Origin of the sequence: Pseudomonas sp. DVZ6 (assembly GCF_024259445.1) — a bacterium.
GTDB lineage: Bacteria > Pseudomonadota > Gammaproteobacteria > Pseudomonadales > Pseudomonadaceae > Aquipseudomonas > Aquipseudomonas peradeniyensis.
Genome location: NZ_JANCLM010000032.1, coordinates 65,843 through 80,819, shown reverse-complemented (window position 1 = coordinate 80,819; position 14,977 = coordinate 65,843). Strand labels below are relative to the sequence as shown.

The 14,977-nt window shown below is 66.7% G+C and carries 17 protein-coding genes; 5 read left to right on the top strand and 12 right to left on the bottom strand.

The genetic code is table 11. The features are described 5' to 3' along the window. Positions 1-113: 113 nt before the first annotated feature. Complete coding sequence (dxs, locus tag NMG10_RS18580; protein WP_232856655.1) at positions 114-2,009, top strand: 1-deoxy-D-xylulose-5-phosphate synthase; 1,896 nt, start codon at positions 114-116, stop codon at positions 2,007-2,009. A gap of 147 nt (positions 2,010-2,156) precedes the next feature. Beyond that, complete coding sequence (locus tag NMG10_RS18575; RefSeq protein WP_232856656.1) at positions 2,157-4,031, top strand: TonB-dependent siderophore receptor; 1,875 nt, start codon at positions 2,157-2,159, stop codon at positions 4,029-4,031. Here the strand turns inward: NMG10_RS18575 and NMG10_RS18570 are convergent. The 12 genes from NMG10_RS18570 to nrdR form a co-directional block, all read right to left on the bottom strand. Next, on the bottom strand, positions 4,009-4,821 hold the full coding sequence (locus tag NMG10_RS18570) for a cobalamin-binding protein (protein ID WP_203650072.1): 813 nt from the start codon (positions 4,819-4,821) through the stop codon (positions 4,009-4,011). The genes NMG10_RS18575 and NMG10_RS18570 overlap by 23 nt on opposite strands. Further along, complete coding sequence (locus NMG10_RS18565) at positions 4,821-5,240, bottom strand: MFS transporter (RefSeq protein ID WP_203650070.1); 420 nt, start codon at positions 5,238-5,240, stop codon at positions 4,821-4,823. Before NMG10_RS18565 ends, NMG10_RS18570 begins: the two co-directional genes overlap by 1 nt. After that, positions 5,237-5,854: a GTP cyclohydrolase II gene (ribA, locus tag NMG10_RS18560; protein ID WP_011531972.1), complete on the bottom strand. Its 618-nt coding sequence runs from the start codon at positions 5,852-5,854 to the stop codon at positions 5,237-5,239. The genes NMG10_RS18565 and ribA overlap by 4 nt, the downstream gene beginning before the upstream one ends. Positions 5,855-6,113: 259 nt before the next feature. Further along, positions 6,114-6,851, bottom strand: a complete 738-nt coding sequence (locus NMG10_RS18555; RefSeq protein ID WP_203650068.1) for an ABC transporter substrate-binding protein — start codon at positions 6,849-6,851, stop codon at positions 6,114-6,116. A 16-nt stretch (positions 6,852-6,867) separates the two neighbouring features. Continuing rightward, positions 6,868-7,371: a phosphatidylglycerophosphatase A gene (locus tag NMG10_RS18550; RefSeq protein ID WP_023632630.1), complete on the bottom strand. Its 504-nt coding sequence runs from the start codon at positions 7,369-7,371 to the stop codon at positions 6,868-6,870. After that, positions 7,368-8,324 (bottom strand): thiamine-phosphate kinase, encoded by a 957-nt coding sequence (thiL, locus tag NMG10_RS18545; RefSeq protein WP_203650066.1) that lies wholly within the window; start codon positions 8,322-8,324, stop codon positions 7,368-7,370. Before thiL ends, NMG10_RS18550 begins: the two co-directional genes overlap by 4 nt. An 18-nt stretch (positions 8,325-8,342) precedes the next feature. Beyond that, entirely contained in the window at positions 8,343-8,843 is a 501-nt protein-coding gene (nusB, locus tag NMG10_RS18540) for a transcription antitermination factor NusB (RefSeq protein WP_203650064.1), read from the bottom strand. Next, positions 8,840-9,316, bottom strand: coding sequence for a 6,7-dimethyl-8-ribityllumazine synthase (gene ribE, locus NMG10_RS18535; RefSeq protein WP_003255395.1), 477 nt, complete (start codon positions 9,314-9,316; stop codon positions 8,840-8,842). Before ribE ends, nusB begins: the two co-directional genes overlap by 4 nt. Before the next feature lie 91 nt (positions 9,317-9,407). Continuing rightward, positions 9,408-10,499 (bottom strand): bifunctional 3,4-dihydroxy-2-butanone-4-phosphate synthase/GTP cyclohydrolase II, encoded by a 1,092-nt coding sequence (ribBA, locus tag NMG10_RS18530; RefSeq protein ID WP_050703586.1) that lies wholly within the window; start codon positions 10,497-10,499, stop codon positions 9,408-9,410. An 18-nt stretch (positions 10,500-10,517) separates the two neighbouring features. After that, on the bottom strand, positions 10,518-11,183 hold the full coding sequence (locus NMG10_RS18525) for a riboflavin synthase (RefSeq protein ID WP_050703585.1): 666 nt from the start codon (positions 11,181-11,183) through the stop codon (positions 10,518-10,520). Between the two features lie 53 nt (positions 11,184-11,236). After that, positions 11,237-12,364: a bifunctional diaminohydroxyphosphoribosylaminopyrimidine deaminase/5-amino-6-(5-phosphoribosylamino)uracil reductase RibD gene (gene ribD / locus NMG10_RS18520; RefSeq protein WP_254464859.1), complete on the bottom strand. Its 1,128-nt coding sequence runs from the start codon at positions 12,362-12,364 to the stop codon at positions 11,237-11,239. A gap of 2 nt (positions 12,365-12,366) precedes the next feature. After that, positions 12,367-12,831 carry a transcriptional regulator NrdR gene (gene nrdR / locus NMG10_RS18515; RefSeq protein ID WP_009685710.1) on the bottom strand — a complete coding sequence of 155 codons (465 nt, stop codon included), beginning with the start codon at positions 12,829-12,831 and terminating at the stop codon, positions 12,367-12,369. A 105-nt stretch (positions 12,832-12,936) separates the two neighbouring features. Here nrdR and NMG10_RS18510 point away from each other — a divergent pair, with 105 nt between their 5' ends. The 3 genes from NMG10_RS18510 to trxA are packed head-to-tail and all read left to right on the top strand — an operon-like array spanning position 12,937 to position 14,968. Continuing rightward, positions 12,937-13,389 carry a YbaY family lipoprotein gene (locus tag NMG10_RS18510; RefSeq protein WP_028690274.1) on the top strand — a complete coding sequence of 151 codons (453 nt, stop codon included), beginning with the start codon at positions 12,937-12,939 and terminating at the stop codon, positions 13,387-13,389. Further along, the gene (locus NMG10_RS18505) at positions 13,390-14,049 is read left to right on the top strand and encodes a methyltransferase (RefSeq protein ID WP_254464858.1); all 660 of its coding nucleotides are present in this window, start codon (positions 13,390-13,392) and stop codon (positions 14,047-14,049) included. A 31-nt stretch (positions 14,050-14,080) separates the two neighbouring features. After that, entirely contained in the window at positions 14,081-14,968 is an 888-nt protein-coding gene (trxA, locus tag NMG10_RS18500; RefSeq protein ID WP_232856661.1) for a thioredoxin, read from the top strand. Positions 14,969-14,977: the final 9 nt, after the last annotated feature.

The window sequence follows — 14,977 nt, the reverse complement described above, 5'->3', positions numbered from 1 at the left end:
CCGCTCCTACAGGATCTGCGCTGCATTGAGCTTCCTGCACACCCGTCCGAATGGGCAGCTTTTCCTACAATGGGGTAAACTGCCGCGTCTTCACACCTATAACGACACGCCTGATGCCCACGACGTTTCAAGAGATCCCCCGCGAACGCCCGGTCACGCCTTTGCTGGACCGCGCCGACACGCCCGCCGGCCTGCGCCGGCTGGCCGAAGCCGACCTGGAGACCCTGGCCGACGAGCTGCGCCAGGACCTGCTCTATACCGTGGGGCAGACCGGTGGGCATTTTGGTGCGGGCCTGGGCGTCATCGAACTGACGATCGCCCTGCACTACGTCTTCGACACCCCGGACGACCGGCTGGTGTGGGACGTCGGCCACCAGGCCTACCCGCACAAGATCCTCACCGGCCGCCGCGAGCGCATGCTCAGCCTGCGCCAGAAGGACGGCATCGCCGCCTTCCCGCGCCGCAGCGAGAGCGAGTACGACACCTTCGGCGTCGGTCATTCCAGCACCTCGATCAGCGCCGCGCTGGGCATGGCCATCGCCGCCCGTCTGCAGAACGATCCGCGCAAGTCGATCGCCGTGATCGGCGACGGCGCGCTGACCGCCGGCATGGCCTTCGAGGCGCTGAACCACGCGCAGGAAGTGGATGCCAACATGCTGGTCATCCTCAACGACAACGACATGTCGATCTCGCGCAACGTCGGCGGCCTGTCCAACTACCTGGCCAAGATCCTCTCCAGCCGCACCTACGCCAGCATGCGCGAAGGCAGCAAGAAAGTGCTGTCACGCCTGCCCGGGGCCTGGGAGATCGCCCGTCGCACCGAAGAGTACGCCAAGGGCATGCTGGTGCCCGGCACCCTGTTCGAGGAACTGGGCTGGAACTACATCGGCCCGATCGACGGCCACGACCTGCCGACCCTGATCGCCACCCTGCGCAACATGCGCGACCTCAAGGGCCCGCAGTTCCTGCATGTGGTGACCAAGAAGGGCAAGGGCTTCGCCCCGGCCGAGGTCGATCCGATCGGCTACCACGCGATCACCAAGCTGGAGCCGGCCGACAAGCCGGTCGCGCCGAAAAAAGCCAGCGGGCCAAAATACGCCTCGGTGTTCGGCCAGTGGCTGTGCGACATGGCCGCCGCCGACAACCGCCTGGTGGGCATCACCCCGGCAATGAAGGAAGGCTCGGACCTGATCGACTTCAGCGAACGCTATCCCGAGCGCTACTTCGACGTCGCCATCGCCGAACAGCACGCGGTGACCTTTGCCGCGGGCATGGCCTGCGAGGGCGCCAAGCCGGTGGTGGCGATCTACTCGACCTTCCTGCAGCGCGCCTATGACCAGCTGATCCACGACGTGGCGGTGCAGGACCTCGATGTGCTGTTCGCCATCGACCGCGCCGGCCTGGTCGGCGAGGACGGCCCGACCCACGCCGGCGCCTACGACCTCTCGTACCTGCGCTGCATCCCCGGCATGCTGGTGATGACCCCCAGCGACGAGAACGAGCTGCGCAAGATGCTCAGCACCGGCCACCACTACAAGGGCCCGGCCGCCGTGCGCTACCCGCGCGGCACCGGCCCCAACGCGCCGATCAGCGGCGATCTGGAACCACTGGAGATCGGCAAGGGAGTGATCCGCCGCCAGGGCGGCAAGGTCGCCCTGCTGGTGTTCGGCGTGCAACTGACCGAAGCCTTGCAGGTGGCCGAGCAGATCGACGCCAGCGTGGTCGACATGCGTTTCGTCAAGCCGCTGGACGAGGCGCTGGTGCTGGAGATGGCCGCCAGCCACGAACTGCTGGTGACCATCGAGGAGAACGCCATCATGGGTGGTGCCGGCGCCGCCGTCGGCGAGTTCCTGGCCCGCGAGGGCGTGGTCAAGCCACTGCTGCACCTGGGTCTGCCGGACATCTATGTCGAGCATGCCAAGCCTGCGCAGATGTTGGCTGAATGTGGGCTGGATGTGGCGGGGATCGAAGCCTCCGTCAAAGCCCGGATGGCCAAGCTCGGCCTCTAGGGCCCTTTCGCGGGTAAACCCGCTCCCACAGGGACTGCACAGTATTCAAGGTCTGTGGAGATCCTGTGGGAGCAGGACTGCACAGTATTCAAGGTCTGTGGAGATCCTGTGGGAGCGGGTTTACCCGCGAATGCGATGGAACTGCCCATGAAAAAATCCGCCTGTGCCGCACTCCTCTGCGCCCCTACATTCCTGCTGGCCGCCGAGCGCGATGACGCCCTGAAACTCCCCGACGTACTGATCAGCGCCAGCCGCCAGGTCGAGTCACGCACCGCCACCAGCGCCGCCAACACGGTGTTCACCCGTGCCGATATCGATCGCCTGCAACCCAGCGGCGTCACCGACCTGCTCGCCCGCGTTCCCGGCGTACAGGTCGCACCCACCGGCGGTCGCGGCAGCCTGCCCGGCATCTTCATCCGCGGCACCAAGGCCGCCCAGACCCTGGTGCTGGTCGACGGCGTGCGCATTGCCAATGCCACCTCCGGCGACAGCGCCCTGCAGTTCCTCGGCATCGACCAGATCGAACGTGTGGAAGTGCTGCGCGGCTCGCGCTCAGCGATCTACGGCAGCGACGCCATTGGCGGGGTGATCCAGATCTTCACCCGCCGTGGTGACGGCCAGGGCCTGCAACCGCGCCTGCGCCTGGCCGCCGGCAGCAATCAGACCTGGCAACGCAGCCTGGGGCTGTCGGGCGGTGATGGCGCGACCCGCTTCAACCTCGGCGCCAGCCTCGACGAAACCGCTGGCATCGATTCGACCGGGCCGTCGTATGCCAGCGATGGCGACCATGACGCCTATCGCAACCGCTCGCTCAACCTGAACCTGAGCCACACCTTCAACGAGCGTTTCGAAGCCGGGTTGAACCTGCTCGACAGCTGCGGGCGCAGTGAATACGACAATCCGTACGGACGGCTGGATGATGTCACCTGGCTGAGTTATCCACAGCAGCCCTACACTGACTTCAGCGTCAGCAGCCTGGGCTCATGGTTCGACGTCCAGCTTAATGACACCTGGCACTCCAGGCTGGAGTTGGGCCACAGCGAAAACCGCGACGACAAGCGCGACAAGCTCAGCGACCAGCGCTTCATCTACAACACCTATCGTGATCAGGTCACCTGGCAGAACGAGCTTGCCCTGGACGAGCGCAACCAGCTGATGCTCGGTGGCGACTGGTATCAGGACCGCTTCCACGGCACGGCGAACTTCAGCGAGGACAGCCGCTGGAACCGCGCGATCTTCGCCCAGTACCGTTTCGCGGGGGAACGCTTTTCCAGCGAGCTTGGCGTGCGTCACGATCGCAACCAGCAGTACGGCGAGCAGACCACCTGGAACGCCAGCCTCACCGTCCCCTTGAATCCACGCAATGATGTGCTGGTGTCCTATAGCGAAGGATTCCGCGCCCCGACCTTCAACGACCTGTATGACGTGCAGTACGGCAATCCGGACCTGCGTCCCGAGCACTCGAAGAGTTACGAGCTGCAATGGCGCAGCCAACTGGCCAGCCATACTCGCCTGGAAGCCTCGCTGTATCGCACCGACCTGCGCGACGCGATCAACTACGACCCCACGCGCAGGCGCCCCGGCAATGTCGACAACGCACGCATCAACGGCCTGGAGTTGTCGCTAATGCAGGAGTGGGCTGGCTGGACCTCTCAGCTGGGCCTGAGCATGATCGATCCCCGCGACCGTGAAAGCGGCCATACCCTGCAACGGCGCGCTCGACGCACGTTGAGCCTGGACCTGGATCGACAGTTCGAACGCTTCAACGTGGGTGCGAGCTGGCAAGCCGTCAGCGGCAGCTACGACGATCCATCCAACAACAATCGCATCGGTGGCTACGGACTACTCGGTCTGCGCGGCGGCATGGCCCTGACCGACGAGGTGAGGCTGGAGCTGAAGCTGGACAACTTGCTGGACAAGCACTACAGCCGTGCCCTTTACAGCTTCGATGGCAGCCAGTACGGCTATCGCGAAGAAGGCCGCACCTGGCTGCTGAGCCTTACCTGGACACCGACCCTCTAGCCTCCAACAGCGCACACAACCGGGCGGTAGCCTCGATCATCTGCCCGCTGGGCCGCTCCAGTCCCTTGTCCGGCACCACCAGCAAACGCTCCCCCTTCACGGCGCTCAACTGCGGCCAGCTACGCCAGCTGGCCAGCTGCGCCGCGTCACCCGCCAGGATCACCTCGGGATCGCGCAACAGCACCGACTCCACGCTGACCTGCGGCGCAGGCTGGGTCAGGTCGTCGAACACATTGCGCGCCCCGCAGACGCGCAAGGCATCGCTGACCACCTGGCGTCCACCCAAGGTGTACAGCGGCTTGTCCCAGACCTGATAGAACACCCGCAGCGGCGTGTCGCGCCGGTAGCGCTCGCGCAGCGCCTGCAGTCGATCACGCAGGCCGGCGGCATAGGCGCGACCCTGCTCGTCCCGCCCGAGGCGCCGGGCGATGGCTTCGATCTGCTCGATCAACTGGTCGAGGTCGCCGGGCTCGCCACTGAACGTGGCGATACCCAGGCGCTTGAGCTGGTCACGCTGGGCTGGCGCGACACTGCCGGGCCAGAGCAGCAGAAGGTCAGGCTTGAGGCTGAGCAAGCGCTCCATATCCAGCTGGCCATGGCGCCCGACCGAGGGCAGGGCCTGAAGGCCGGGCGGACGCTCGCCTGCATCCAGCAGGCCCACCAGCAGGTCATCAGCATCCAGTTCGAGGACGATCTCGGTCATCGACGGCGCCAGGCTGACCACCCGCGGCCCGGCCTCGGCCAGGGTACCGAGGCACAGCAATGCGAAGGAGGCGAGAAGCGCCCGCATCAGCCGAGCTGGCGCGGAATACGGTAGAGGTACAGCAGCACCACAGTAGACAGGGCGAGGAGGATCTGCGGCACGGCCTCCAGCCCGACCAACACCGACAGTGCAGCGACCCAGGCCGGGAAGCAGGCGAACAGCATGGCCAGGCGTCGAACCCGCGCCAACTCGATCCAGGCAGCGGGTTCGTCCGGCGTGCCCAGCTGCTTGTCGGTGGCGATCAATGCCCGCTTGTAGGCGCCGAAGCGCGGCAGGCTGAGGAACATGGTCGCGGCCCCGGCGATGAACAAGGGCATGGCCAGCACCGGGATCAGCGGCTCACCGCCGCCGAACGCCCAGGCCATTATCGGCAACGGCAACAACCCCATGGCCAGGTACTGCCACCAGGCCAGGGCCAGCCGCCGCTTCACCTCGCCGCGGGTCACGCCTGTGGCACCTCGCCCTGGTGCTTGTTGCCCATCATGTGGCCAAGCTTGTCGGCCTTGGTGGCCAGGTACAGGCGGTTGTGCGGGTTGTGACCGGTGTGCAGCGGCACGCGCTCGGCAACCTTGATGCTCATGTCGGTCAGGGCCTTGACCTTGCGCGGGTTGTTGGTCATCAGACGCAGCGATTTCACGCCCAGGTGTTCGAGCATCGGCAGGCACATGGCGTAGTCACGCTGGTCGGCGGCGAAGCCCAGGCGCTCGTTGGCCTCGACAGTGTCGGCGCCGCCATCCTGCAGCTCGTAGGCGCGGATCTTGTTCAGCAGGCCAATGCCACGGCCTTCCTGACGCAGGTACAGCAGCACGCCACGGCCTTCGCGGGCGATGGCCTGCAGCGCGGCTTCAAGTTGCGAGCCGCAGTCGCAGCGCTGGCTGAACAGGGCATCGCCAGTCAGGCACTCGGAGTGCAGGCGCCCCAGCACCGGCTCGCCGTCCGCGATGTCACCCAGGCTGAGCACCACGTGCTCGCGGCCAGTAGCTTCGTCGAGGAAGCCATGCATGGTGAAGATCGCAAAGGGCGTCGGGAGTTTAGAGGCGGCAACAAAGACGACGGGCACGTTGTGCTCCTGGATAGTAGGATTTTTCAGATCGGCCGATTGTATCAGCAGCCCGGCGCAGGTGCGCAGGAGGAATATGGTGGCTTAAGATCGAAATGTTCGATGCTTATGGAACAAGGACCAAATCCTGTAGGAGCGGCCTTGTGCCGCGAAAGGGGCGCGCAGCGGCCCCAGATTCCGAGCCAGCATCAAAATTGCTGGGGCCGCTACGCAGCCCATCGCGACACAAGGCCGCTCCTACAAGAACAGCGACATGAGCCTAATGCGGCTGGCTATCCGCAGTGAACGGATACGGCTGCTTCCAGCGCTCGAAGATCGGCTTCAACTCACCGCTGCGCACCAGTTGCGCCATGCGCCGGTCGAACAGGTCACGCAAGGCCTCGCCCTGCGCACTGCGGGTGAACGCCAGGTACAACGGCAGCTCGGCGACGTGGGTGCTGCGAAAGCGCTTGGGCTCGGGCGCCTGCCCGAGTACGTACTCGACCTCGGTCTGTGCATCGATGTAGAAATCCACCCGGTCATGCTCGAGCATGGGCAGGATCCCTTCGCGACGCTGTACCTCGCGGAAATTGTGGACGTTGGGCAGGTAACTGGCGTAGTCATAGCCACGCACCCAGGCCAGGCGGTACTGGCCGATGGTGTCCAGCGTCGGCTGCGGCTTGCCGGCCAGGCCCAGGGCATAGATATGGTCCAGGTCGAAATGCCAGCGCGGATAGAGGTTGTCGTCGTTCTCTTCCTTGTACGAGCCGACCCAGGCATCCGCCTCGCCCCGTTTCACCAAACCGACCGAGCGGCTGTACGGCGCGCTCAGCACCTTGACCTTGACCCCCGCCGGCTCGAACACCTGGCGCAGCACGTCCCAGGCCAGCCCGCTGCCATCGGCGTTGGTGTAGTCGAGCCACTCCTCGCTGACCAGGCGCACCTGCTGTTCCTGCGCCATGACGCCGGGCACCGCGCAAAGCAGCACCCACGCCAGCAACACACTCCTCAAGGCCATTGCAACGCTCCCTGTATCAGGCCACCGCCCACACCAGAACCTGCATGCCCAGCCAGGCGAACACGCCGGCCAGGATATCGTCGAGCATGATCCCGAACCCACCATGCACATGGCGGTCGACCCAGCGGATCGGCCACGGCTTGAGGATGTCGAAGAAGCGGAACATCAGGAACCCCGCCAGCAGCCACTGCCAGCCTTCCGGCACCAGCCACAGGGTGATCCACATGCCGACGATCTCGTCCCAGACAATGCCCTCGTGGTCGTGCACGCGCAAGTCGTTGGCCACCTTGCCGCACAGCCACACGCCGAACAGCATGCTGATGCCCAGCAGCAGCCAGTAGCCCCAGTCGGGCAGCATCTGCCACAGCGGGATGAACGGCAGCGCCACCAGCGACCCCCAGGTACCGGGGGCCTTGGGCAGGGTGCCGGAGCCGAAGCCGAAGGCGATGAAGTGCCACGGGTTGCGCCAGACCGAAGGCGGAACGAACTCCGCAGGCACCTGGTTGGGGTGGTCGGTCACGGTGTCTCCCTGAAATGTTGATAGCCCCGCTGCACGGGGGTGATGTCCTGGCCCTGCGGGTCACGCAGGGTCACACCCTGGCCTTGCAGCACACGCCCGATGACGTGCACCTCGCGGGCCAGGGAGGTCAGTGCGCTTTCCGGCAGGGTGAAGGCCAGCACGTAGTCGTCGCCGCCAGTGAGCGCCGCCTGCACCGCCGCCTCGCGCCCCAGGAAAGCCTGTAAAGGAGCAGACACGGGGACCTGCGCCAGGTTCACCTCAAGCGCGACGCCGGACGCCTTGGCGATATGCCCGCAGTCGGCCAGCAGGCCGTCGGAGATATCCAGTGCCGCCGTGGCCAGGCCACGCAGGCGCTCGCCCAGTTGCAGTTGGGGCAAGGGCGACCAGTAGTGCTCCAGCAGCGGGCCGGCCACCTCGGCAGCCGCCTCGCGCTCGCCCAGCACCAGCGGCAAGGCCCCCGCCGCATTGCCCAGGAAACCGCCGACGCACAGCAGGTCGCCCGGCTGCGCGCCGCTGCGACGCAGGGCCTGGCCCGCCGGTACCCGGCCGAACACGGTCACGGTGATACTCAGCGGTCCACGGGTGGTGTCACCGCCGATCAGGGTCATGCGGCAACGGTGGGCCATGCGGCCGAGGCCATCGGCGAAGGCTTCAAGCCAGTCCGGGCCGACTTCGGGCAGGGTCAGGGCGAGGGTGAAGCCGATGGGCGTGGCGCCCATGGCCGCCAGGTCGCTGGCCGCCACGGCGAGCGAGCGCTGGCCCAGCAGCAGCGGGTCGCAGACGGCGGGGAAATGCACAGCGGCCACCAGCGTGTCGGTGGAGATCGCCAGTTGCTCGCCGGCGGGCAGGTCCAGCAGGGCGCAGTCGTCGCCGATCCCCAGGGCCACGCCCTCGCCGCCCTGCGCACAAGGCGCGGCGGCGAAGTAGTGACGGATCAGCTCGAACTCACCCATGGCTGGTCAGCGCCGCGATCAGCGCTTGTTCGCCTTGACTTCCGCCTCACGCAGACGCGGAGCCAGCTTGTCCAGCACGCCATTGACGAACTTGTGGCCGTCGGTGGCGCCGAAGACCTTCGCCAGTTCCACGCCTTCGTTGATGACGACGCGGTACGGCACGTCGACGCGCATCATGAACTCCCAGGTGGACAGGCGCAGCACGGCCAGCTCGACCGGGTCGAGCTCTTCCAGCGGCGTGTCCAGGCAAGGCTTGAGCGCCTCGTCGATCTCGGCCTTCTTCGCCGGGACCCCGTGCAGGATCTCGCGGAAGTAGGCGCCGTCGACATCGGTGAAATCGTTATCGACCCGGAACTGCGCTTCCACTTCGTTCAGCGAGTGCTTGGCCATGTGCCACTGGTAGAGCGCTTGCGTGGCGAGCTTGCGGGCTTCGCGACGCTTGGCGCTCTTCGAGGGCTTGCCGGCATCCGCAGGTTTTGGATCGCGCGGGTTGAAACGATCGCTTTCGTCGCTAATCACTTGGCCTCCAACTGCGCCAGCAGACTGACCATTTCCAGGGCCGACAGGGCAGCTTCGGCACCTTTGTTGCCGGCCTTGGTGCCGGAACGCTCGATGGCCTGCTCGATGGAGTCGACGGTCAGGACGCCGAAGGCCACCGGAACACCGAACTCCATGGACACCTGGGCCAGGCCCTTGGTGCACTCGCCCGCCACGTATTCGAAGTGCGGGGTACCGCCACGGATTACTGCGCCCAGGGCGATGATCGCGTCATAAGCACCCTGCTGGGCGACTTTCTGCGCTACCAGCGGGATTTCGAACGCGCCCGGGGCACGAATGATGGTGATGTCGCTTTCACTGACGCCGTGGCGTACCAGGGCATCGACTGCACCGCTTACCAGGCTTTCGACGACGAAGCTGTTGAAGCGGCCAACCACCAAAGCATAGCGACCTTTGGGGGCGATGAAGGTACCTTCGATGGTCTTCAGGGTCATTCCGGAGTTCTCATCTTCAAGAGCGAGGCCGCGCTGTGGCGGCCTCGGGAGGGTTTGGACTCGAGTCCAGGGGCGAAAATGCCGCCTCAAGTCACTCGGAGGGCACGTATTCTACAACTTCCAGATCGAATCCGGATATCGCATTGAACTTCATCGGCGAACTCATCAGGCGCATCTTGCGCACGCCGAGGTCGCGCAGGATCTGCGAACCGGCACCGACGGTGCTGTAGGTGGTCGGCGCTTTCGCCGGGGCATCGCCCGCGCTCTCGCGGATATGCGCCAGCAGCACGTCGCCGTCCAGCGGGTGGCCCAGCAGCAGCACCACGCCGCTGCCGGCCTCGGCCACGGCGCTCATGGCCGCGCGCAGGCTCCAGCGGCCCGGTTGCTTGACCATCAGCAGGTCGCGCAGCGGGTCCATGTTGTGCACGCGCACCAGGGTCGGCTCCTCGGCGCAGATCTTGCCGAGGGTCAGGGCCATGTGCACATCGCCTTCCACCGCGTCGCGGTAGGTGACCAGGTTGAACTGGCCCAGCTCGCTCTCGATCGGTTGCTCGGAGACGCGCTGCACGGTGCGCTCATGGATCATGCGGTAGTGGATCAGGTCGGCGATGGTGCCGATCTTCAGGCCGTGCTCGGCGGCGAACACTTCCAGCTCGGCGCGGCGCGACATGGTGCCGTCGTCGTTCATCACTTCGCAGATCACCCCGCTTGGCTCGAAGCCGGCCATGCGCGCCAGGTCGCAGGCGGCCTCGGTGTGACCGGCGCGGGCCAGGGTGCCGCCGGGCTGGGCCATCAGCGGGAAGATATGACCGGGGCTGACGATGTCCTCGGCCTTGGCGTCCTTGGCGGCGGCGGCCTGCACGGTGCGGGCGCGGTCGGCGGCGGAAATGCCGGTAGTGACGCCTTCGGCGGCTTCGATCGACACGGTGAACTTGGTGCCGAAGCCCGAGCCGTTGCGCGGCGCCATCAGCGGCAGCTTGAGCGTTTCGCAGCGCTCGCGGGTCATCGGCATGCAGATCAGGCCGCGGGCGTGCTTGGCCATGAAGTTGATGTGCTCGGGCAGGCAGCACTCGGCCGCCATGATGATGTCGCCTTCGTTCTCGCGGTCTTCGTCATCCATGAGGATGACCATTTTGCCCTGGCGGATGTCTTCGACCAGTTCTTCGATGCTGTTGAGCGCCACGCGGCACCCCCTTCTCAATCAGGATTTCAAGAAGCCGTTGGCGGCCAGGAAGCTTTCGGTGATGCCACTGCCTTTGCTCGGCTCGGCGGCCTTGTCGCCCAGCAGCAGACGCTCCAGGTAACGGGCCAGCAGGTCGACCTCAAGGTTCACCCGACGCCCTGCGCGGTAGTCGGCCATGATGGTTTCGGACAGGGTGTGCGGGACGATGGTCAGCTCGAACTCGGCGCCATCGACTTCGTTGACCGTCAGGCTGGTGCCGTCGACGGTGATCGAGCCCTTGTGGGCGATGTACTTGGCCAGCTCCTTGGGCGCGCGCACGCGGAACTGGATGGCGCGGGCGCTATCGGCGCGCGAGACGATCTCGCCGACGCCGTCGACGTGGCCGCTGACCAGGTGGCCGCCCAGGCGGGTGGTGGGGGTCAGGGCCTTTTCCAGGTTGACCCGGCTGCCGCTCTTGAGGTCGACCATGGCAGTGCGCTTGAGGGTCTCGACGCTGACGTCGGCCCAGAAGCCGTCGCCGGGCAGCTCGACGGCGGTCAGGCACACGCCGTTGACCGCGATGCTGTCGCCAAGCTTGACGTCGCCCAGGTCGAGCTTGCCGGTCTCTACGTAGACGCGCACGTCACCGCCCTTGGGGGTGAGGCTGCGGATGGTGCCGATGGATTCGATGATGCCGGTGAACATGGTGTTCTCCTAGATACGGGCTGCGCCTCGGGCTATATGGCACAAGCCAGGCATTATACGCCGGGGGCCGGCAGGGGGATGGCAGTGACTCGCCAGTCATCGCCGACCGCGCGCATTTCGGTGATCTTCAGCCGCGGCGCCTCGCTCATTTTCGACAGCGGCCAGTCCAGCAACGGACGGGCGTCGGAGCCGAGGAAGGTGCCGGCGACGAACAGCTGGTACTCGTCGACCAGGCCCTGGCGGGCGAAAGCGCCGACCAGGCCGGCGCCGGCCTCCAGCAGGATTTCGTTGACCCCGCGCCCAGCCAGGGTGCGCAGCAGTGCCGGCAGGTCGACACGCCCCTCGCTGCCGGGCAGGTTGATCAGTTCATGGCCGGCGGCCGCATAGCGTGGGTCTTCACCGGCGGCGGTCACCACCAGTGCCGGGCCGGCCTGGAAGAACGGCGCGTCCAGCGGCAGACGCAGGCGCCCGTCGATCAGCACGCGCAACGGCGGGCGCGACAGGGCCAGGGCGGTGAGCGCGTCATCCAGGCCCAGCTCCTCGCCACGCACGGTCATGCGGGCGTTGTCGAACAGCACGCTCTCGGCGCTGGTCAGCACCACGCTGGAGCAGGCGCGCAAGCGCTGCACCGCGGCACGCGCCGCAGGGCCGGTGATCCATTGGCTTTCGCCGCTGGCCATGGCGGTGCGGCCGTCCAGGCTCATGGCCAGCTTGGCGCGCACGAACGGCAGGCCCTGCTCCATGCGCTTGAGAAAGCCCGGGTTGAGCGCGCGAGCCTCGGCCTCGAGCACACCGCTGGCGACTTCGATGCCGGCCTCGCGCAGCCGCTGCAGGCCATTGCCGGCCACTTGCGGATTGGGGTCCTGCATGGCCGCCACCACCCGCGCCACCCCGGCCTTGACCAGCGCCTCGGCGCACGGCGGCGTGCGGCCATGGTGGCTGCAGGGCTCGAGGGTGACATAGGCGCAGGCGCCGCGGGCGCGCTCACCGGCCTGGCGCAGGGCATGGACCTCGGCGTGCGGCTCGCCGGCGCGCGCATGCCAGCCTTCGCCGACCACCTCGCCGTCACGCACGATCACGCAACCCACGCGGGGGTTGGGGTGGGTGCTGTACAGGCCCTTGCGGGCCAGTTCCACGGCCCGGGCCATGTAGTGGGCGTCGAGAATGGCTTGGCTGGACATGCTTACTCTTTAGCCGGCTCGCGGGCCAGGCGGTCGATTTCTTCGCGGAATTCGTCGAGGTCCTGGAAACGCCGGTAGACCGAGGCGAAACGGATGTAGGCCACTTCGTCGAGCTTGCGCAGCTCGGCCATCACCATCTCGCCGACCACCAGTGACTTCACTTCGCGCTCGCCGGTGGCGCGCAGGCGGCTCTTGATATGCGCCAGCGCCGCTTCCAGACGCTCGACGCTGACCGGGCGCTTCTCCAGCGCGCGCTGCATGCCGGCGCGCAGCTTGTCTTCGTCGAAGGGCTGGCGCGTGCCGTCCTGCTTGATCAGCCGGGGCAGGACCAGCTCGGCGGTTTCGAAGGTGGTGAAGCGCTCGCCGCAGGCGACGCATTCGCGCCGACGACGCACCTGTTCGCCCTCGGCGACCAGACGCGAGTCGATGACCTTGGTGTCGTTGGCACCGCAAAACGGACAGTGCATGGTGGCAGGCAACAAAAAAAGGGAGGGCCATGGTAGCGCATTGCACTGGCAAGACAAGCCAAAGGGTTTACCATCCATGCAAATCTGCCCGTGAAGGACTACCCCATGCACCCTCGAGCGCTCGTCGTGCTGTGTTGCGCCGCCCTGCTCGCCGCCTGCGGCAGCGACCGCCCCAAGCCGGAACAGGCCCCTGCCCCTGTGCCGGCCAAGGTGGCCAAGAAAACCGAACCCCTGGGCCCGCTGCCGGCCTACCAGCGCGAGCTGAGCGGCACCCTGCTGGAAATCCCGGCGGGCGCCGACGTGGAGCTGGCCCTGCTGGTGATCGACGAGCGCGGCCGACCACAGCAACTGCTGGCCAGCAGCACCCTGAGCGGCACTGGCCAGGCCCTGCCCTACCGCCTGCGCTTCAACCCCGAAGCCTTCCCCGCCGGAGCCCGGGTCGAACTGCGCGGTCGCGCCAGCCGCTCCGGCCAGCTGATCCTGCACCTGCCGCCGGTACGCATCGCCCAGGCCCAGACCCAGGCCACCGGCCCGCTGCGTTTCGAAAAGGCACCCTAGATGGCCCCGGCAATCCTGCAACAGGCCCTGAGCGGCCTGATCGGCGAAGCGCGGCTGATCGTCAGCGAACTGCCCGGGTGCGAGCTGAAACTCTGGTTGATCGACGACCAGAACATGGACCGCGAATTCACCCGCGAGGAAACCCGGCGCATTCTCGAGGAGCCGCCCTACTGGAGTTTCTGCTGGGCCAGCGGCCTGGCCATGGCGCGCTACCTGGCCGAGCGCCCGCAGTGGGTGCGCGGCAAGCGCGTGCTGGATTTCGGCGCCGGCTCCGGCATTGCCGGGATCGCCGCCGCCCGGGCCGGCGCCCTGGAGGTGGTGGCCTGCGACCTCGATCCGCTGGCCCTGGACGCCTGCCGTGCCAACGCCGCGCTGAACGGTGTGACGCTGAGCTACAGCAGCGACTTCTTCGCCGAAGCCGACCGCTTCGACCTGATCCTGGTCGCCGATGTGCTCTACGACCGCGCCAACCTGCCGCTGCTGGACGAGTTCCTCAGCCGTGGCCGCCAGGCGCTGGTCGCCGATTCGCGGGTGCGCGACTTCAGCCACCCGCTGTACCGCCCGCTCGGCGTGCTCGAGGCGCTGACCCTGCCGGATCTGGCCGAGCCGCACGAATTCCGCCGGGTCAGCCTGTACCATGCCAGCCGCGAGCCCTTATAGTGGGGGTATTCACGGATTTGCGAGAGTTGCGATGAGCCAAGCTCCTGATAACAAAGATGTGCCGTACATCTTCGATGCCACCGATGCCACCTTCCAGCAACTGGTCATCGAGAACTCCTTCCACAAGCCGGTGCTGGTCGACTTCTGGGCCGAGTGGTGCGCGCCGTGCAAGGCGCTGATGCCGTTGCTGGCAAAGATCACCGAGGGTTATCAGGGCGAACTGCTGCTGGCCAAGATCAACTGCGACGTCGAGCAGCAGGTCGTCGCCCAGTTCGGCATCCGCAGCCTGCCGACCGTGGTGCTGTTCAAGGACGGCCAGCCGGTCGACGGTTTCGCCGGCGCCCAGCCCGAGTCGGCCATCCGCGCCATGCTCGAACCCCATGTGCAGATGCCCGCGCCGCCTGCCGCCGCGCCGCTGGAGCAGGCCAAGACGCTGTTCGCCGAAAGCCGCTTCAGCGAAGCCGAGGCCCTGCTGCAGGTACTGCTGGGTGAAGACAACAGCAATGCCGAGGCACTGATCCTCTACGCCCGCTGCCTGGCCGAGCGCGGCGAGCTGGGCGAGGCCCAGGTGGTACTCGACGCGGTCAAGACCGACGAGCACAAGGCCGCCCTGGCCGGCGCCAAGGCCCAGCTGACCTTCCTGCGCCAGGCCGCCAGCCTGCCGGAAGCCGCCGAGCTGAAGAGTCGCCTGGCGCAGAATCCGCAGGACGACGAAGCAGCCTACCAGCTGTGCATCCAGCAGTTGGCGCGCCAGCAGTACGAGGCCGCGATGGACGGGCTGCTGAAGCTGTTCCAGCGCAACCGCGCCTACGAGAACGGCTTGCCGCAGAAGGCGCTGCTGCAGGTGTTCGAATTGCTGGGCAACGCTCACCCGCTGGTCAGCGTGTATCGCCGCAAGCTGTCCGCTGCGCTGTTCTGACGCCACGGC